General features: G+C 66.7%; 13 protein-coding genes and 1 pseudogene. 6 read left to right on the forward strand and 8 right to left on the reverse strand.

Going from position 1 to position 19923, the window contains the following annotated elements:
* Positions 1–21: 21 nt before the first annotated feature.
* Both BM436_RS36540 and BM436_RS30455 read right to left on the reverse strand, forming a co-directional pair.
* On the reverse strand, positions 22–288 hold the full coding sequence (locus BM436_RS36540; RefSeq protein ID WP_143133376.1) for a hypothetical protein: 267 nt from the start codon (positions 286–288) through the stop codon (positions 22–24).
* A complete protein-coding gene (locus tag BM436_RS30455; RefSeq protein ID WP_093559890.1) occupies positions 282–7883 on the reverse strand; it encodes a SpvB/TcaC N-terminal domain-containing protein in 7602 nt (2533 codons plus the stop codon). The genes BM436_RS36540 and BM436_RS30455 overlap by 7 nt, the downstream gene beginning before the upstream one ends.
* 173 nt (positions 7884–8056) lie before the next feature.
* On the opposite strand from BM436_RS30455, the pseudogene BM436_RS30460 reads away from it, so the two are divergent.
* Positions 8057–8344 (forward strand): annotated as a pseudogene (locus BM436_RS30460) (RNA-guided endonuclease InsQ/TnpB family protein); the annotation flags it as partial.
* A 37-nt stretch (positions 8345–8381) separates the two neighbouring features.
* Here the strand turns inward: BM436_RS30460 and BM436_RS30465 are convergent.
* A complete protein-coding gene (locus tag BM436_RS30465) occupies positions 8382–8645 on the reverse strand; it encodes a type II toxin-antitoxin system Phd/YefM family antitoxin (RefSeq protein WP_093559891.1) in 264 nt (87 codons plus the stop codon).
* Between the two features lie 116 nt (positions 8646–8761).
* A complete protein-coding gene (locus BM436_RS30470) occupies positions 8762–11353 on the reverse strand; it encodes an excinuclease ABC subunit UvrA (protein ID WP_093559893.1) in 2592 nt (863 codons plus the stop codon).
* A 140-nt stretch (positions 11354–11493) separates the two neighbouring features.
* Here BM436_RS30470 and BM436_RS30475 point away from each other — a divergent pair, with 140 nt between their 5' ends.
* The 4 genes from BM436_RS30475 (at position 11494) to BM436_RS30490 (ending at position 15355) form a co-directional block, all read left to right on the forward strand.
* Positions 11494–12300: an alpha/beta fold hydrolase gene (locus tag BM436_RS30475; protein ID WP_093559895.1), complete on the forward strand. Its 807-nt coding sequence runs from the start codon at positions 11494–11496 to the stop codon at positions 12298–12300.
* Entirely contained in the window at positions 12300–13868 is a 1569-nt protein-coding gene (locus BM436_RS30480) for a hybrid sensor histidine kinase/response regulator (RefSeq protein WP_093559897.1), read from the forward strand. Before BM436_RS30475 ends, BM436_RS30480 begins: the two co-directional genes overlap by 1 nt.
* 106 nt (positions 13869–13974) lie before the next feature.
* A complete protein-coding gene (locus BM436_RS30485) occupies positions 13975–15024 on the forward strand; it encodes an alpha/beta fold hydrolase (protein ID WP_093559899.1) in 1050 nt (349 codons plus the stop codon).
* Positions 15025–15103: 79 nt separating this feature from the next.
* Positions 15104–15355: a hypothetical protein gene (locus tag BM436_RS30490; protein ID WP_229490879.1), complete on the forward strand. Its 252-nt coding sequence runs from the start codon at positions 15104–15106 to the stop codon at positions 15353–15355.
* A gap of 53 nt (positions 15356–15408) precedes the next feature.
* On the opposite strand, the gene BM436_RS30495 is transcribed toward BM436_RS30490, so the two are convergent.
* Positions 15409–15678: a GlsB/YeaQ/YmgE family stress response membrane protein gene (locus BM436_RS30495; RefSeq protein WP_093559911.1), complete on the reverse strand. Its 270-nt coding sequence runs from the start codon at positions 15676–15678 to the stop codon at positions 15409–15411.
* Positions 15679–15919: 241 nt separating this feature from the next.
* Between BM436_RS30495 and BM436_RS30500 the strand changes: the two genes are divergently transcribed.
* Entirely contained in the window at positions 15920–16603 is a 684-nt protein-coding gene (locus BM436_RS30500) for a glutamate ligase domain-containing protein (RefSeq protein WP_093559903.1), read from the forward strand.
* A gap of 172 nt (positions 16604–16775) precedes the next feature.
* Here the strand turns inward: BM436_RS30500 and BM436_RS30505 are convergent, their stop codons facing one another.
* The 3 genes from BM436_RS30505 to BM436_RS30515 form a co-directional block, all read right to left on the reverse strand.
* Complete coding sequence (locus BM436_RS30505; RefSeq protein WP_093559905.1) at positions 16776–17534, reverse strand: DUF2334 domain-containing protein; 759 nt, start codon at positions 17532–17534, stop codon at positions 16776–16778.
* A complete protein-coding gene (locus tag BM436_RS30510; RefSeq protein WP_093559907.1) occupies positions 17521–18645 on the reverse strand; it encodes a glycosyltransferase in 1125 nt (374 codons plus the stop codon). The genes BM436_RS30505 and BM436_RS30510 overlap by 14 nt, the downstream gene beginning before the upstream one ends.
* Before the next feature lie 215 nt (positions 18646–18860).
* Positions 18861–19923 (reverse strand): AMP-binding protein (locus BM436_RS30515; protein WP_143133377.1); only part of this gene is annotated, 1063 nt, incomplete at its 5' end.

Consider the following 19923-nt stretch of genomic DNA (forward strand, 5'->3'; position numbering starts at 1 on the left):
TCGCCAGGCGTTTCTATCTATTTAGAGCGGCTGCAAGAATACTTCGACCCTGACTTCGCCAGTCATTCGACTCACCTTGGCGCAGCTAATTACCTTTGCGTCCTGGGGGCGTTCTGATGGAATATACAGTTCGAAAATTCCTTCCGTATCTGTGACCACCTTACCTAAAGTCATGACAGCCTTCTCTTCGTTTGAAGGCGGCACATATCCAGCCAAGGCTGCGAAGGTGGCATTCTTTGCAATCGCCTCCATCTCCGAAAGCCCTAACAATTTTGCTGCGTTTACCATGGCGTCCATCCATTTAAACTATCACCAGCCGGCGTGAACATGCTTCGCTGTCCCATCGAATTGAAAATCGCACTCTGATTTCCCCCCATCGCTCTCAGAACGGCTTGATCACCTAAGGACGATCTCAACGCTCCGGTGTCATATCCCGGATGGACGTGGGATGACCATCGCCAGCCTTGCTTTGCCAAGTTCTGAGCGATTTCAGGCGTGATCGGAACCGATGTCGCATCACCACGATAGATTAACCTACGGCCACCCGTGGAGAACATCGCGAATTCGTCACCGGTTGCAGCCGTCAATGCTGCCAAGTCCTTCTGTCCAAAAGACTTATGGACGATTGTATTTGACCCAAACTCAGGAAGTTTATCTAGTGCAGCGATTTGGCGCGAATTAAGTTCACCCATTCCACGTGCAATTGCGGCTGGGTTGCCAGTAGCTAGTTTGGATGCAATCGTTAAGCTTGAGGTATTTGCCCCGACCTTGCCGACCTTCTGGGCGATCGACGTAGCCACCTCGGCCGTCGCTTTTGCGGCCATCTTCGCCCCGCCTTTAATGGCGTCGCCAACGACCGGCACGATTCCGATGACAGCAAGCGTCAGCTCGGCTGCGGATTGCCATCCGGGGTTGTCCCGCACTTTTTTTCCCGCTGCAGCGATATCTCTGATATCCGCAGCCTGGCCGACGTAAGGAATCGCACCGATGCCCACATTGATCAAGGTGCCGCTCCACGTCGATTCACCCTCGTAAAAGCCTCCCTGCAGAACCTCATCGAGCACCCCGCCCTGCTCATACCTGCCATCCGGGTCGCGCAAGCCCACCGGTTCCCCGGCAACGTACTGATACAGGTTTTCGTGGCCCGGCTGGACACCCAGCGGATCGCAACTGGCCCAGCGTGCAAGCCACGGTATGTAATAGCGCGCGCCGTGGTAGTAGAAGCCGCTTTCCTCGTCGCGCTCCTTGCCCGTGTAGCGGTAGCGTTTGGCCGCCTCCGTCCTGCTGCGTACCGCCTGATAGATGGTGCTGCCATACGGTGTGTATTCTTCGTACGAGATAATCTGAGCGAGCTCATCGAGTTCCAGAGTAGCGGAGCCCAGCTGATTGCCCAACTGGTAACGCAGCAGCGGATGAGGGTCTCCCCCCGCGACGGCGGAGCGCGTTTCGACCATGGCGATACGCTGCCGGTCGTCCATGATATGCAGCGTTTCAGTGTTTGAGACCGTGCCGATGCTGTTGCTATAAAACTCCATCCCATCGAGGTAAAGGCGTTGGTCCTTGACTTGGCCGGTCGCCAGCACGGTGACCTTGCGGATCCGCTGGCCCTGGGTATCGTAGGTGTACCAGGTGCGCTCGCCGTCGCGCTGTTCGCCATCTGTATCGGCGGCATCAACCCGTTGCCGCTGCGTCATGCGTAACCGGTCGGCATAGTCCCATTCCAATTTTTGCAAATGCGGCATGTGGGTCATGCATCCGTGCGAGTCATAGCCATCGCCGGCGGTGCTGTAACGCTCGGTCAGAGTGCCGACCTTCGTAGCGCTAAGTCGATTTCCGCTTACCGCCCCATCGAGCCGGCTTGCCTCCGCATATTCGTAAGCCCGGGTCCAACCCGCGTGCACAGGATCTTCACCACGATGCTGCATTTCCAGCAGGTTTCCAACTGCGTCGTACAGGTAGTGTTCGAGGTAGCGCCCCATCGCGTCGCCATCGTTCGGCGCGAACTGGCCGCCGGGCGTTGCGCTGTGCAAGCCGCTACGGCCCGCATCGCCGTGCGAATGGAGCATGGGCGACCCGCCGGCGCGGCCCAAATGTTCGCGGCCGCTTGCCTCGGTCAAGCGGTACAAGGCGTCGTAGGTGTAGTGGGCCTCCGGCGCCACTTCGCGATTGCGGAAAAATACGGTCTGCTGCGCATCATCGCGCATGCTGGTGATGTTGCCGATCGCGTCGCGCGCGTAGCGCAGGTCTTGCAGGATGGTGCCATCGAGTCGCACGGTGCCAAGTGCCGCCAAGCGCAACGTAAACGGATCATAAGCATAGGTCGTCGTAGCGCCGTTGCCATAGGCGATGGCGCGGCGCTGTCCCTTGGCGTCGTACTCGACGGATGTCACCAGCGTAAGGGTTGCCGGGTCATTCGGCAGCGGCGGCGGCTGGCCTGGTTTGCCCAGCCATGCCTGGACCTTCGTCAGCAGGCCGCCTTCGTCGAAGGCTGGAGCAGTGACGTTGACGCGCGCGTTCGGCTGGTCGGAGTGTGGGTGCACCAGCCACACCGGGCGGTTCAGGGCATCGTATCGAAACAAACTGAGGTAGCCTTCCGGCTCCAGCGCGGGCGCTCCCGCGCCATCCCCATGATCGAGAAGGACGTTGAACTCGCGCGCGATACGGCGATACTTGCGCAGCAGATTTCCCTTGAAATCGTACTGGTCAGTAATGACGGAACCGGACTGGTCGAACACGCGCACCGGCTTGCCGCGCGCATTGCGCCCCTCGGCGCCGGGCTCGCGCTCCCCATATTCGGTGCATTCGGTCATGATCATAGGCCCGCCCCCCTCGGCCAGCAGCGAAGCCACTGGCCGGCGCAAGGCGTCGTAGCGCGTGCGCCGGATATTGCCGCGGTCATCCCAGACGCACAGCGCCCTACCGGCCGTGTCGGCCACCATCCAGCGCCGGCCCGCGTCCATATCCGCCTGACTGATCCGATTGCCCAGCATATCGTGACGGTAGCGCACCACAGTGCGCCCGCCGGCGTCCGTGACCTGACGCGTCTGACCGACGATATCGAATTCGGTCAGCGTGGATGGGTAGGTGTCCGCCCCGCCCGCCCGGTTATGCGCAATGTGTAGGCACCCCCGGCCCAGCGGATCGAGCAGGATCTTCGACGGCGTGTCCGCGTGCGCGGCGGCTTTGGCCGCCGCCGCTGCTTCGTTCTTGCGGTCGGCAGCGCCGGGCGTACTCTGCGCGAACGCAGCCGCGTGCGCCGGCTCCGTGCGCAGCGCATGCCAAGTCGGCAGATAGTCGTGGTGCGGGAGATGGCGGAAAAACGCGCCGACATCGGCGTCCTTGCCTGGATCGGCTTGGTTCACCGTGTCGTTGGCGTCCCAGGACACCGTCTCCCACGCGCCGGTACGTGTCTTTTCCCAGCTGTGATCGGCATTGAGCTTGGCCACGACGCGCTCGAGCGCGTCATAAAACAGGACCGCACGGCCGCCCGCTCGATTGTCGTGTTCGAAACCATGGTGATCGGAAAAAAACGGCTCGAACTGGCGCACCGGCTTGCCCTTGCTATTCAAAATAGCCCAACCGCTGCCGATCCAGCGGCGCGCGGCCGAGCCTGGCGCTGGCGCCGCGCGTGCCTTTTTCTGGACTTCGCGACCGAACCCGTCGGAATAGCTGAAGCTGAGCTGAACCCGCGGGCCGGCGGGTCCACCGACGCCGACGTCGGCGTGATGGGTTTCGCGCAAGAGCATGGCGCAGCTGGCGGGCCGCCATTGCGTCGGGTCGGCAGGAAACGCCAGGCGCGAGTTACGGAATGCGTGGAGGTTGTAGACGATGCGCGAACCCGCGTTGTGTAGCAGCGCACCGGGCTCTCCTGTGGCATACAGCTGTTCGCGCTCGCCGGCCGGCAAGTCCGTGACGAAGCCGTCGAGCGTGTCGCCTTCGGCCTGGGCGGGCGCGGGTTTGCCCATGACAGCCGTGCCGGTTAGCATGCCAAGCACATCGAACGCGGCCTGCGCGCGGTTGCCATTGGCGTCCGTGACCAAGCAAGGCTGCAGCACCCGGTAGTCGTTGCCTGGGCGCGCGGGATCGATGCTGCCGTCCACGAGCCGTTCGCCCGCGCTGATCCGGTTACCCAGGCAGTCGCGGGTCTCGCGCACCAGCAGGCAGTAGGGATCGTAGCCGATCACACTATCGGTATTGAACCCCGCCGCGTGGAAAGGATCGCGCAGGCGATGCGGCAAAAAAAAGTGCGCGCGCGCATAATCCAGTTCCTGCGCGGGGCTATGCGCGGCGTCGGGCGACAGATAGCGTTGCCCGGAACGCGCCCACCAGGCGCCGTCCGCATCGAGTTCGATATAACCGGCGCCATCGCCGCCGGCGCCGGCCAGCAAAGCTCGTGGGTCGGCCACTAGGTTCACACCGTCGCGCTGGTAAACGGTACCGAGCAGGCCGGCCGTGAATGCGAGCTTGTATTTCTCGAACACGAGCGCGGAAGACTGCATCACGGCCAAGGGCAGATTGATGGCCAGGTCGTCCGAGCGGTACTGGGTGCGCGTGCGTCCGATCAGGCGCCGTTCCACTGCGCCGACCCTGGGCGCCGCCGCGACGTCGATGACAGGGGCGATGCAGGCAGCTGCCATGTCGTCACGGCTGAACATGTTCTGGCCGACCGGCAGAATCAGTCCCGTGATCTCGTACTCTGACACCTCGCCTTCGAGCGGCGTGCGGTAGGCTGACTCGGTATCGACCGCCCCGCCGCCATGCGCCTGTGCAAGGCGCCGCTCTGTGCAGGTGGCAAGGATGGTCTCTTGTAGCGCCTGCATGGCCGGAGCGGCGGGCGCCCCGCTGCGGCCGTATGCGACCATCGCTTCCTGCAGCACATTGCCATAGTCATCCACTTGCAAGGTCAGGCGATGCTCGACCCTGGGTGCTCCTGCTTCACGTTCATGGTGCACCGTGAGCGTGTCGCCCGACTGCATCGCAAACACCGCGTGGCGGTTGCCGCCCCGGGGCTGGCGCGTCACGATGCGGACATTGCGCTCGGTGACGACGTAGGGAATCTGCGCCCGCAGTTCCTGCGCGGGTACGCCGCCGGCCCCGTCGTGTGCGTAGACCTCTTGCCGGACCACGTTACCGCGCAGCGCGCGCCACGCTTCGCGCCCTTGCGCTCCGTCCAGCCCATCCGGTATCGCGCTGGGTTCCAAGCTTGGGACTTGGGCGCCGCCAGCGGGCTGGAAATATTCGCGAGCGGCCTGGCGCGGCCAGTGCTGCGGACCAGGGGGGGCGCCGGTGTGATACCAGGTCTTGGTGTGGACGGGCGGGATATCCGGTTCCACCGCGGCGCTGTCGCGGTAATACTCGGTATGCCATTCCTCGACCATGCCAAAACCGCGGAATTCACGCTCCTCGCCGTCGAAATAGCCGTGGTGATAGGCGTAGTGCGTCACAAAGCGCGAGCGCCGGATAAAATCGATGGTTTCAAGGCGCTCGACGACGTGGACGGGAAATGGCAAGCGCGTCAGCCAGGGGTTGCCTGCCAGCTTGTCGCGCAGGTAGAACGCCGTGGACGGGGCGTAGTGGATGTGCGTCTCGGCGCCCAGATTGTTCGTGCTGCGCACCAGCAGGTGGGGCTTGTCCGCGCCAACGAGGTTGATATAGCGCAGCTGCCGCCCCGCGCTGCCCGGCAGCGGCGATGACCATACCAGGCAGGTGGTGCCATTGCCGAGCAAGTCGAGCGGAACGACATGGGCTAAGTTGTCCAGCGGCACAAAAGAGCGGAGCGTGCCGCATGCACTCCAGCCATTGCCGCACTGGTTGAACCAGATCCGGATCCCATCGCGGTGCAGGTAAATCAGGTCGCTGGTGCCACTACCATCGATATCGGCCAGGCGGATGCGGGCGTGGTCGAACTGGTCGGGATGGTCGAAGCGTGGTGAACGCCGCATGGCGACTTTGCGGCCGAAGCGGCCATGCCCCAGGTTGGGCCAATAGCTGACCTCGCCATTGCGGATCCGCACCAGGTCGCTCAGGCCGTCCCCGCTCATGTCGGCCAGGTAGATACTCTGCGCACCATCGGCAAACACCACGCGTGGACCGTCGCTGTCGTCGAGCGCTTGGGCGACCCTGCGGCCAGGTCCGTATCCGTCCTCGCCGAGCGCGGCGTGCCATACCAGGGTGTCCTGCTCGGTGATGAGCAGGTCGGCGTGGCCGTCGCCGTCGAGGTCGATGAACTTGAGTTGGGCGCCGCGCAAATCGCGGTTCAGCACTGACGGAAAGGGCCGAAATGGTTTCCAGCCCCATGCCCCGTCGTGTTCATACAAGCCCGGCGCATCGCGATCCAGGACCACCACGTCGGGTTGACCATCGCCGGCTAGGTCCATCAGTTGCACCGGACCAGCCAGCGACACATTCGGCCTGGCTGCGACCGTTTCGGTGCGCCCGAAGCGGGCCGCCCCTTGCTCCGTGGCCGTTTCGAACGCCTGCAAGGGCGCCAGATTCGCCTTGTAATACCAAGCGCCTGCTTGCTCGCTCAGGATGCCGGGCACGCCCTCGCCATGCAGATCGGTCCAGCGGTAACTGGTCCCGTCGATACCAGTCGGGAGATTGTCTAATGAACGCGCATCGAGCGTTTCCACCCGGTCCTGCAGTTGCGCAGCGGTGTAGGCGAATTCGAGCGGAGGCAGCGAACTGGCGTCGTAGCCGCCGCCAGTGCGCCGGTAGCCGGTTTGCGTCAGCGCCGCGAGGCGCGCATAGACCGGAGCGCGCGCGGCCTCGGGATCGCCTCCTGGGTCATCATCGCCCGCGTAGCGCAGATCGGTCGAGCGAACCAGGCAGGCGGTGCCCACGGCCTCGCTCGGGAAATGGTGGAACATCAGCACACGCCGACACAGGCGCGAGGTGCGGATCTCGAAGCCGGCGCGGTAGGCCGAAAACTCGTCGATGCGCCTGGGCCACGGATAGCGAAGCGTGCCATCCGCGCCCCGCGCCAGGTGGTCGTCGGGCGCAGGAGCAAGCGACGCGTGGTCGCCATAGTCGAAGACCAGCTCGAACATCCAGCCGGCGTGTTCGACCTGGTGTGCGGATAGCGACTCCGGCCGCTGTCCTTGCGCGTCGAGCAGCGGCGCATTATTACCGTACAGGATCCGCTTGAGATAGCGGTTGGCGCCGCGCACATGCGGGTCCCCCGGGCCGGAGTCGACACCCGCGTCGTCCTCAGCCTTGTATTTGTAGACGATCGCCTGGCCATACGCGTCGCGCGTTTCGGAAATCAGCCAGCTGAACACGCGCGCCGGATCGGCCGGATCGCAAATGCGCGCGCCGCTTACGCCAGGCGCGCCGTAGACGGTCAGCACGTTATCATGGCTGGTGGTGCGCCAATGGACGTCGCCATCGTCGCGAGTCCAGCGTTCGATGCGCAGCATGGCCGCGTCGACCCGCGGGCGAAAGCGTTCGATGCTGTACTTGCCGGACTCACTGCGCACCGACATGCGCACGCCGCCCGCATCCAGTGCCGGCACCAGGTCTTCCGCGCCGGCCAGGATGAACACGTCGGATTCCTGCCCGTCGAGGTAGCGCGGCACGCCGCGCTCGGTCTTGCGGGTGATCGCAGGCAGGGACAAGCGCCAACCCAGACCGAACGCACCGTTACCCGCGCTCGATTCGTAGGATAAGGAGAGATGCGGGCCGAAGCCATTGCGGCCTGCACTTGCGGCGATCGGCACTGACATCGCACCGGTGCCGGTGGCCGGGTTGGGCGTGAATTTTTCCCCCAGACCACGGATGGCCCCACCGCCTTTCGGCAAACCCAGCGACGGCATGGAAACAGAAAAACCTTCACCGGCGCCTGCTGCGCCTTGCTGCTTTCCCGCATCCAGCCGATCAGTCATCCCGGCAATCCCTCCCTGGCAGTGCTTAAGGTGAAAAAGTACGTTGGGCAGTCCTGTGGTGTTGAAAAAATTGTACTAGATTAATTGCAAAAAGACAAACTTCAACGGAGAACGGCACTTGAATGGCGCTAATGCGACAGAAACGCCGTGTAAGTGTGCGGCATTCGACCAACCCGGACCCGAAGCAGATCAAGTTCGATCAGGGCAATGACCGCATCTTCCTGCCCAAGCTCGGTTGGCTGCGTTACCGTAACAGCCGCGACGTGCAGGGCGAGATCCGCAACGTCACCGTGAGCCAGTCGGGCGGCAAGTAGTTCGCGTCGATTCAGACGCAACGCGAAGTCGCGCAGCCGCTGCCTACTGCGGCCACCGCGATCGGCATCGATGTCGGCATTGCCCGATTCGCCACCATGAGCGACGGCAGCTTCATCGCGCCGCTCAACAGCTTCAAGAAACATCAGCATGCGTCAGGGCCAGTTTTCTCATGCTCCGAATCTTTCAAATCCCCCAGGACCGCCTCGATCCGCTCGGCCCCCACAAAACCCTCCTTGCGAGCTCGGCCTTCGCAAGCCAAAGCTGGTCCTGGAGCGCTTCGATGTTTGCCAACATCGATTCAAAATCCCGCTTGGAAACAAGATAGGCGGTCAACCTGTCGTGCTTGGTGATGCCGACGGGCTGCCCCAGCGCCTCGTCCAGCAACTCGCCAAAGCGCATCTTTGCGTCCCGCGTACTGAACGTGCGGAAGGCTGTCGCGTTACTCATTCCGTTTCCCCCGAATGCCGTCGGCCAGGTATCCGATCCATGAATTCGTTATGGGCCATATGCCCAATTTAGTCAAACTGGGCATTATGGTTCTTTTGATGCATGGCTGAAACTTCTCATCCAGTTCTTGTACGACGTTTGGCAGGGTGGAGGCCCGCGGCGCGGGCTCGCGCGAGATACGGCGCGGTGCGGCTGTCCTTGGCGGCGGCGACCAGTTCCGGCACGCCCGCCGCGACGATGCGTCCGCCCTCCTCGCCCGCGCCGGGGCCGACGTCGATGATCCAGTCGCTGTCGGCCAGCACCTGCATGTTGTGCTCGACCACGACAACAGTGTTGCCCGCGTCGACCAAGCCGTGCAGCTGCTTCATCAGCTTGTCGATGTCGGACGGATGCAGGCCGGTGGTCGGCTCGTCCAGCACGTACAGCGCGTTGCCGCGCCCCGTGCGCTGCAGCTCGGTGGCCAGCTTGATGCGCTGCGCCTCGCCGCCGGACAGCTCGGTGGCCGGCTGCCCCAGCCGCAGGTAGCCCAGGCCGACCTCGCGCAGCGTGTCCAGCGCGCGCCGCAGCGGCGGCTCGTCGGCGAAGAAGTCCCAGGCCGCGTCCACCGTCATGCCCAGCACCTCGGCGATGTTCCGGTCGCGGTGGCGCACCTCCAGCGTCTTGGCGTTGTAACGCGCGCCGTGGCATACCGGGCAAGGCGCGTACACGCTGGGCAGGAACAGCAGTTCCACCATCACGAAGCCTTCGCCCGCGCAGTTGTCGCAGCGCCCTTTCGCCACGTTGAACGAGAAGCGCCCCGCGTCGTAGTGCCGGGCGCGCGCCTGCTTCGTCGCGGCGAACAGCTTGCGCACGTGGTCGAACAAGCCGGTGTAGGTGGCCAGGTTGGAGCGCGGCGTGCGGCCGATGGGCTTCTGGTCCACCCGCACCAGGCGGCGTATGGACGCGATGTCACCCCCAACGCTGCCGTCCAGCGCGGCCGCTTCCTCGCTGGCCAGCGGGTCCGCCGCCTCGTCCGCCGGCGCGGCGTCCTGGCCCAGGTGGCCGGACACCAGCTGGATCAGCGCCTGGCTGACCAGGCTGGATTTGCCGGAACCGGACACCCCGCTCACACTGGTCAGCACGCCCAGCGGGAAGTCCGCGTCCAGCCCTTGCAGATTGTTGCGCACCACGCCGCGCAGCGCCAGCCAGCCGGTGGGCGGACGGGGGGCGCGCGCCGGGCGCTCGGCGTGATTGAACAGATAGTGCGCCGTGCGCGACTCCGCCACCGCGTCCAGGCCCGCCGGCTCGCCGCTGTACAGCACGTGGCCGCCATGCTCGCCCGCCATCGGCCCCACGTCGACGATCCAGTCCGCGTGGCGTATCACGTCCAGCGCGTGCTCGACCACGAACAGCGAATTGCCGGCCGCCTTCAGCCGGTCCAGCGCCCGCAGCAGGGCCTCGGTGTCGGCCGGATGCAGGCCGGCCGACGGTTCGTCCAGCACATAGACCACGCCGAACAGGCTGGAACGCACTTGCGTGGCCAGGCGCAGGCGCTGCAGCTCGCCGGGCGACAGCGTCGGCGTGCTTCGCTCCAGGCTCAGATAGCCCAGGCCCAGGTCGAGCAGCACCTCCAGCCGCGCCGCCACGTCCTGCGCGATGCGCTGGCTGACGATGGCTTTTTCGGGATGCAACGCGGCCGCCTTGCCGCCCTTCCCCGGCGGCCGCCCCTCCGCGTAAGGCCGCAGCAGCAGCGCCAGGCGTGTCAGCGGCAGGCGCGCGATCTCGCCGATGTCCAGTCCCGCGAACGTCACGGACAGCGACTCGGCCCGCAGCCGCTTGCCCCGGCACGCCGGGCACTCGGCGCTCACCATGTACTGCGCCACCCGCTTCTTCATGGACGCGCTTTCGGTGGTGGCGAAGGTCTGCAGCACGTATTTGCGCGCGCCGGTGAAGGTGCCCTGGTAGCTGGGCGTCTCCTTGCGCTTGAGCGCGCGGCGCGTCTCCTCCGGCGTCAGGCCGGCGTAGACCGGCACCGTGGGCTGCTCGTCGGTGAACAAGATCCAGTCGCGGTCCTTGCGGCTCATCTCGCGCCAGGGCGTGTCCACCTCGTAGCCCAGCGTGACCAGGATGTCGCGCAGGTTCTGCCCGTGCCAGGCGGTGGGCCAGGCGGCGACGGCGCGCTCGCGGATGGTCAGCGTGTCGTCCGGCACCATGGACCGCTCCGTCACCTCGTACACCCGTCCCAGTCCGTGGCATTCCGGGCAAGCGCCCTGCGGCGTGTTGGGCGAGAACGATTCAGCGTACAGCAGTTCCTGGCCGGGCGGATACTCCCCGGCGCGCGAATACAGCATGCGCAGGGAGTTCGACAGCGTGCTGACGCTGCCCACCGAGGAACGCGTGGTCGGCGCCCCGCGCTGCTGCTGCAGCGCCACCGCCGGCGGCAGCCCCTCGATCGACTGCACCTCCGGCACCGCCATCTGGTGGAACAGCCGCCGCGCGTACGGCGACACGGACTCCAGGTAGCGCCGCTGCGCCTCGGCGTACAGCGTGCCGAACGCCAGCGACGACTTGCCGGAGCCGGAAATGCCGGTGAACACGACCAGCGCGTTGCGCGGGATGTCGACGTTCACGTCCTTCAGATTGTGCTCGCGGGCGCCGCGCACGCGCACATAATTATCCGGGCGGGAATCCACGCGGGCGTCGCTCGCCTTCGCATCGGGCAGGGTCATCGGGTAGTCCTTCAGGAGTTTGCGCCAGCCTATAGCCGCCGGTCCCGTCGGTATGTACGCGCGCGCACGCAATTGCGCTCTCCTCCGCGCCAGCGGGTGCTAGAATGCAAGTTTGGCAACATTGGCAACTGGGAAGACGTATGGATCTCGGCAAACGCAACAATATCCACCTGCTCGGCAAGGGCAAGACGCTGATGGTGCTGGCGCACGGCTTCGGCTGCGACCAGAGCATGTGGCGCCTGTTGACGCCCACCTTCCAGGAAACCCACCAGTTGCTGCTGTTCGACCTGGTGGGCAGCGGCGGCTCCGACCTCACCGCCTACAACCGCGACAAGTACCAGACCCTGCACGGCTACGCCAGCGACCTGCTCGAGATCGTCGACGCCCACGCCGAGCGCCCCGTGGTCTTCGTCGGCCACTCGGTGAGCGCGATGATCGGCCTCCTGGCCAGCAACATCGCGCCGGACAGGTTCGCGGCCCAGCTGATGCTCGGCCCCTCGCCCTGCTATATCGACGACGAGGGCTACCGCGGCGGCTTCACCCGCGCCGACATCGAGGACCTGCTCGACACCATGGACGGCAACTACCTGGGCTGGTCCAGCAACATGGCGCCGGCCATCATGGGCGCGCCGGACCAGCCGGAACTGGCCGCCGAGCTCACCAACAGCTTCTGCCGCACCGATCCCGAGATCGCGCGGCACTTCGCGCGCGTCACCTTCCTGTCCGACCAACGGGCCGACCTGCCGTTGTCGCGCACGCCCACGCTGATCATGCAGTGCAGCGACGACCTGATCGCGCCCATGGAAGTGGGCGACTACATGCACCGCGCCATGCCGCACAGCCAGCTCGTCGTCATCGAAAACACCGGCCACTGCCCCCATCTGAGCTCGCCCGCCGCCAGCGTGGCGGCCATGCAGCGCTTCCTGGACGGTCCGGGACTGACTTGATGGAGACGGACCAGGATCCGTGGCACCGCGCCCCGTGCGGCCTGCTGGTCGCGGCGGCCGACGGCGCCATCCTGCGCGTCAACGAGGCCTTTTGCCGCTGGCTGGGTTACAGCGAGCACGAGTTGGTCGGCGCGATGCGCTTCCCGCAACTGCTGCCGATGGGCGCGCGCGTGTTCCACCAGACCCATTTGATCCCGCTGCTGCAGATCCAGGGCTCGGTGGCCGAGGTGCAGCTGGACCTGCTGCACAAGGACGGCCGGCGCCTGCCCATGATGCTGAACGCGCAGCGCCGGGAACAGGACGGCGTGGTGCGGCACGAGATCGCCGCCTTCATGGCCACCGACCGCAAGAAGTACGAGCGCGAGCTGCTGAAGGCGCGCCAGACCGCCGAGGCGGCGGCGGCCGACCTGCGCAGCGCCGAGCTGCGGCTGCGGGCGCTGAACGAAGCGCTGTCGCAGGAGCACCGCCGCAAGGACGAGTTCCTGGCCACGCTGGCGCACGAGCTGCGCAACCCGCTGGCGCCCATGGCCAGCGTGATCGAGACGCTCAGGCTGAAGAACTTCGCCGACCCGCACCTGGACTGGGCGCGCCGCATGCTGGACCGCCAGCTGCAACAGATGACCCACCTGGTCGAGGATCTGCTGGAGGTGTCGCGCGTCAGCCAGGGCAAGCTGGAACTGCGGCCGCAGACGGTGGACCTGCGCGCCATCGTGCGCGGCGCGGCCGACAGCGCCCGCCCCGCCTTCGACGCCGCGCGCCAGACGCTGAGCGTGGACGTCGGCCACGAGCCGGTGCTGCTGCGCATCGATCCGGTGCGGGTGACGCAGATCGTCTCCAACCTGCTCAACAACGCATGCAAGTACACGCCCGAGAACGGCCGGATCAGCCTGGTGTTGCGGACCGCGGACGGCGCCGCCGTGGTCGACGTGAAGGACAACGGCATCGGCATCCCGCCCGAGCAGCTCGACCATATCTTCGAGATGTTCTCCCAGCTCACGCCGGCGCTGGAGCGCGCCCAGGGCGGGCTGGGCATCGGCCTGGCGCTGGCGCGTGGCCTGGCGGACCTGCATGGCGGCGCGCTGGCGGTGGCCAGCGAGGGCCATGGCCTGGGCAGCACCTTCACGCTGCGCCTGCCGCTGCCGGCCGAGGCGCTGCAGGCGCCGGAGGCCGCCGCGCGGGTGGAGGCGCCGGCCGGCTCCGGCCTGACGACGCTGATCGTGGACGACAACGCCGACGCGGCCGAGAGCCTGGGCATGGCGCTCGACTTCCTCGGCTACGACGTCCGCACGGCGCCCACCGCGCAGGACGCGCTGGACGCGATCACGGCCTCGCGCCCGCACCTGGCGCTGCTCGACATCGGCCTGCCGGACATGACCGGCTACGAGCTGGCCCGGCGCATCCGGCAACTGCCCGGCGGCGCGGACATGGCGCTGATCGCCATCACCGGCTGGGGCCAGGACGACGACAAGCAGGCCGCGCTCGACGCCGGCTTCGACATCCACTTCACCAAGCCGCTGGACTTCCAGCAGCTGCACCGCGCCATCTCGGCGATGAACCTCGGACATTGACGGCGCCGGCCGGGCCGGGTCCTACGTGCGGCGGCACAGCATTCCTACAGGCGCGCGCCCCCGCGCGGCGCATCATGTCGGTTCCCGCAATCGCCAAGGAGCTGACATGAGCAAGATTTCCCGGATGTCCGGAACGACCAAAATTAAATACGCCCTGGGCGCCGTCTCTGTGCTGGCAGCGTCCTGGCTCGTGGTGCGCAGCCAGACCCGCCAGGTCGAGCAGGACCACCCGCCGCGCGGCGACTTCGTCACCGTCGATGGCGTCCGCCTGCACTACCTGAGCCAGGGCGAGGGCCCGGTGGTGGTGCTCTTGCACGGCAACGGCGTGACGGCGGAGGACTTCCGCAACGCCGGCCTGCTGGACCGGCTGGCCCACGATCACCGCGTGATCGCCTTCGACCGCCCCGGTTTCGGCTACAGCGAGCGTCCGCGAAGCACCGTGTGGACGCCCGCGGCGCAGGCGAAGCTGCTGGCCGGCGCGCTGGCGCAGCTGGGTGTCGACCGCGCGGTGATCCTGGCGCACTCGTGGGCCGCGATGGTGGCGCTGCAGATGGCGCGCAGCCATCCCCGCCTGGTGGCGGGCCTGGTGCTGGCGTCCGGCTATTACTATCCCAGCGCGCGGCTGGACTGGCTCACCGCCACGCCGGCCATCCCCATCCTGGGCGACCTGTTGCGCTATACGCTCTCGCCGCTGGTGGGCCGGCTGATGTGGCCGTTCGTGATCCGGCGTTCCTTCCATCCGCAAAAGGTGCCGGACAGCTTCCGCCTCCATCCAAAATGGATGAGCTTGCGTCCGGACCAGCTGCGCGCCGAGGCCGCCGAAACGGCGATGATGATCCCCAGCGCGGCCATGCTGAAGCGCCATTACCCGGAGCTGCGCATGCCGGTGGAGATCATCGCCGGGGAGGACGACAAGATCTCCGCCGCCGGTCACAACTCGTCGCGCCTGCACGAAGACATCGCGCACAGCGAACTGACCATCCTGCCCGGCGCGGGGCACATGATCCAGCACATCTCCCAGCAGGGACTGGCGCAGGCGGTGGAGCGCGTCGTGCGCAAGGCCACGGCGGAGGTGGACGGCGTATCCGTTCATCCCGCGGCGCATGCCGCGGCGGCAGGGTCGGCGCCGGGGACTTCCCCGTCCTCCGCGGTATAGGCTCAGCCCAGGCTCAGCCTGCCGTCCTACCGCGCGCGCGGATGTCCGCCTACACGCCGGGGCTTTGTTGCGAATTAACATGAGTGATCCCGTCCGTCCGGGCGGGAGCGACAAGACCATCAAGGAGATCCACATGTCTTCGAACAAGACCAGCAACGACAAGCCCGAGAATACCGGCAACAAGCAGACCGGCGACCAGGGCGGCCAGCAGAAGGCCAACGAGTCCGGCGGCAAGCAGTCGGACAAGAGCAGCGAGGACCACACCTCGCGCACCAAGGCCGGCAGCACCGAGGGTGCGGGCGGCGGCGCCAAGCAAAAGCAGAACCACTAAAAAAAAGGCGAAGGAGCGGCGAACCGCTCCTTCGCCCTTTTCGGCGTGTCGTTCTAGCGTACGCGTCCCCGGAACAGCAGGTTCACGACGGCCAGCAGGATCACGGCGCCCAGCAGGGAAACTCCCAGTGACAACAGACTGAAGTCGTTGCCGTTGATGGTGCCGCTGCCGAACATCGGCGCCAGGAACAGGCCGCCCAGCATCGCCCCCACGATCCCCACCACCACGTTCAAGAACATGCCTTGCTGTGCGTCCGTCTTCATGATCATGCTCGCAACCCAGCCGAGCAGGCCGCCAATAATAATCCACGCTAAAAAGCCCATGATATCCCCCATATGGTTGGTTGTAGGCTGGAACAATTGTCCCAACGCCAAGTCAAGATACAAGCTGGAAGAAAGTTGCGGTATAGGCCGCTCGCGCTCCTGGCGGTAGGAGAGCGCTGAGTTCCCGGGGAACATAAGGGTGCTTGTCAGCGCAGTCTTACAAAGCGACGCGCTGTGCGCCTCTACGCAGCAACATTGGCGCCGCCATACTCGTTCCATACAGACAACTGGCGAGTCCACAATGGAGAGCATCTTATCGATCGCGGCGGCCCCCGAGGCCGGTCGCGCCACCCAGCAGCCGCTCAAGGCGGCCGACATCGCCGGGGCGCTTGCCTCGGCCGCCCGCAGGATGGCTGGAGGCTTCGGCGCCCATGCCCGCGAACAGGGGATGGGCGCCGCGCGCGACAGCGCGCAGGACATCGCGCACGATATCGACAACGCGCTCAAGGCCCCCGTGTTCGAGGTGCTGGGCGTGAAGCTGGTGGTGGCGCCGGTGCAGCATCCCGGCGCGCACGCCGCGCTGGCCAACCGGGCGCGCGCGCTGTCCGGCGGCCGCGTGATCGGCATGGTGACGGCGTCCGGCGAGCGGCGCTGCGAGGACTTGATCGCCGCCGGCAAGGCCTGCGGCGAGGGCTGCGACGAGGTCGTGATCTTCGAGGCGGACACCCATGGCAGGATGCCCGGCGAGGCGGCGGGCCTGGTGGCGGCGGGCGCCCTGGCGGGCATGCCCAAGGGGCGGCGCGTGCATTGCCGTGCGCACGCCGACGACGCGCTGCGCCACGCCCTGAGCCTGTGCCGGCGCGGCGACCTGGTGGCGGTGGCCTGCGCGGCGTCGCTGGCCACGGTGGTGCACGCGCTGCGGCCGTTGGACTCCGCCGCCGCGTACCGCGTGGCGGTGGCGGCCCGGCCCGCGCCGCTCGGCTAGCGGCCGGGCCATCTGCTGTCCAGCTTCACCAGCCCGGCCAACATCAGCCTGACGTCGACCAGCGCGACCAGTCCGCCGTATTCGAACCAGGCCTACTACTTCATCTCCGGCTACGACCCCACCTACACCGACCCGCGCGGCCGCCGCTGGTACGCCAGCGCGAGCTACGCGTTCAAGTAGGGAGGGTCGGCAGCGCCTCCGCGTACGCCGCCTTGGTCAGTGGCTGGCGGGCCGCCAGCAAGGCGGCCAAGCAGCGCTGCATGTGCCGCAGCAGCTCCGGGTGGCGCGCGTCGCGCGGGTGCAGGCTGAGACGGACCAGCGGCGAGCGCGCCAGCAGCGATGTCTGCGCGGTCGCCGCCAGGCGCGACAGCCGCCGCCCGGCCGCGTTGCGCGAGGCGTACATCAGCGTGGGCGCGAACACGGCGCGCCCTTGCCGCAGGCAGTGGAAGTGCGTGTAGGTGGTGGTGTAGGCGAACTGCGACGCCTTCAGCGCCTCCCAGGCCCCGTCCCCCAGCAGCCACGCTGGCGCCACGAAGCCCCGCACCGGCCAGCCGCGCTGCGCGAACCAGTCCCGGCCCAGCGCCAGCTTGCGCCCCGCCTGCTCGCTGCCCATCACGGCGAACTCCCCTTCCCGCTCCGTCCAAACCTGCCGCAGGAACTTTTCCCGCATGCCCCGCGGCGGCGCGCCACGGTCCATGTGCGTGTAGCCGTGCAGGGCCAGTTCGTGGCCCCGCTCCAGCAGATTTTCCAGCACCGTCTCGTACCAGACCGGGGCATCCCCGTTGCCGTGGTAGCGCGGCACCACCAGCCATGTCAACGGAATGTCGGCCACCGCGCGCAGCGCCGACCACAAACGCAGGCAATCGGGCCACGTGGCGGGCGCCACGTCGTGGATGGAGACGCACAATACCTTCGGTTCAGCGTTGGACATAAACCCTCCGTTCAGCCAATAAAGTGTCGTAATGGTCCAGCAACAGCGGCAGGACACGGTTCCAGTCATGGCGCGGGCAGACGGCCCGCCACGCGTTCCCGCCCAGCGCCGCCGGATCGCGCGCGAACAGCAAGTCCACGCCCTCGCACAGGCGCTCCACGCTGTTGGGCGCGACCACCACGCCGGTGCCGGGTTCCACCAGTTCCGCCACGGCCCCGCCGCTGGTGACCACCACCGGCAGTCCGCAGGCCATGGCCTCCAGCACGATCAGCCCGAAAGTCTCGCTGTCGCCCGGATGCACCAGCGCGTCGCAGCTGGCCAGCAGGCGCGCCAGCTCGCGCGGATTGTCCTGGTACGGAAGTTGTGTGACGCGGCCGTGGCGCCGGGCCCTCGGGCCGCCGACCATCAGCAGGTGATAGGGATCGCCCAGCCGGCGGATGGCGGCGTGCAGCAGGTCGAGCCGTTTGAGGGCGCTGAAGCGGCCCGCGTAGACCAGCAGCCTGGCCGATTCCGGCAGGCCGAGTTGCGCGCGCAAGGCGCCATCGCGCCGCCGCGGATGAAACACGGCGGTGTCGATGCCCAGCGGCTGCTGCGCGGCGCGCAGGCCCATGCCGGCCAGCCGCCGCACCATCGCCGCGCTGGGCGCCAGCAGCAGGTCGACGCGGCTGTACAGGCGCTGCACGTAACCACGCGCCAGCCCTTCCGCGGCCGCGCCGAAGCGCCGCTTCAACAGGTAGGGCAGGTCCGAGTGGTAAAAGCCCACCACCGGCACCCGCAGCAGGCTCCCGGCGCGCAAGGCGGCCCAGGCGCAGGGGCCGGCGTCGCCCGCCTCGATCAGGTCCGGCCGCAGCGCCCGCAGCACGCGCGCCGCCGCCTCGGTCGAGCGGGGAAGCCGGTAGCCGTTAAGGCCAGGCAAGGCCAGGCCGGGGATCGCCGCCGTGTGCGGCGGCCCGGCGCGGGCGACCTGGCCGGCGTGCGGAGGGAGATTGGGACTTGCGATGGTGTGCCGGTGCGGCGCACGGCCGGCGAGCCAGCGCGCCTTGGCGTCGAGATAGGTGCTGACGCCGCCACCCGCGCCTCCGTAGAACATCGTCACGTCCACCACATGCATACCCACCCCGGCTGTGCGCGCACGGCCGGACGGCGGTGCTTACGTTTGGACCGGGGGTGGCGCGCTTGGTTCCATGGCTGAGCGTGCGGTTGTTAACAGATTCTGTGGATAAGCTTGTTAACAAGGCCAACGCCGCCTTGCCAAGCCCATGATTTCAAACAGGAAAACATGGCTGCGTATTTTTTAGGCAGCGTGGATATCCACAGGCGCCGGCCTCAAGCCTGCTGCCCAAGTTGCTCGAGGATGGCGGGATTTTCCAGCGTGGAGATGTCCTGGGTGATCGCCTCGCCCTTGGCCAGCAGCCTCAGCAAGCGGCGCATGATCTTGCCGCTGCGCGTCTTCGGCAGGTTGTCGCCGAAGCGGATCTCTTTCGGCTTGGCGATCGGGCCGATCTCCTTGGCCACCCAGTTGCGCAGCTCCAGCGCCAGCCGCTTGGCCTCGTCGCCGGTCGGACGCGCCTGCTTCAGCACCACGAACGCGCAGATCGATTCGCCGGTGGTCTCGTCCGGCTTGCCCACCACGGCCGCCTCGGCCACCAGCGGGTTCGCCACCAGCGCCGATTCGATCTCCATCGTGCCCATGCGGTGGCCCGACACGTTCAGCACGTCGTCGATGCGGCCGGTGATGGTGAAGTAGCCGGTGTCCTTGTTGCGGATCGCGCCGTCCCCGGCCAGGTAGTACTTGCCGCCCAGCTCCTCGGGGAAGTAGCTGGTCTTGAAGCGCTCGGGGTTGTTCCAGATGGTGCGGATCATCGACGGCCATGGACGTTTCACAACCAGGATGCCGCCCTGCCCGTTCGGCACGTCCTGGCCGGCCTCGTCGACGATCGCCGTCATGATGCCGGGCAGCGGCAGCGTGCAGGAACCCGGAACCATGGGCGTCACGCCCGGCAGCGGGGTGATCATGTGGCCGCCGGTCTCGGTCTGCCAGAAGGTGTCGACGATCGGGCACTTCTCATTGCCGACGTTCTTGTAGTACCAGACCCACGCCTCTGGATTGATCGGCTCGCCCACCGTGCCCAGCAGGCGCAGCGACAACAGGTCGTAATTCTTCGGATGCACTTTCGGGTCGACGTCGGCGGCCTTGATCAGCGAGCGGATCGCGGTCGGCGCGGTGTAGAAGATGTTGACCTTGTGCTTGGCGACCGTTTCCCAGAAGCGGCCGGCGTTCGGGTACGTGGGGATGCCTTCGAACACGATCTGCGTGGCGCCCACCGCCGTCGGGCCGTAGGCGATGTAGGTGTGGCCCGTGACCCAGCCGATGTCGGCGGTGCACCAG

It is taken from the genome of Pseudoduganella namucuonensis, from assembly GCF_900116645.1.
Taxonomy (GTDB): domain Bacteria; phylum Pseudomonadota; class Gammaproteobacteria; order Burkholderiales; family Burkholderiaceae_D; genus Rugamonas; species Rugamonas namucuonensis.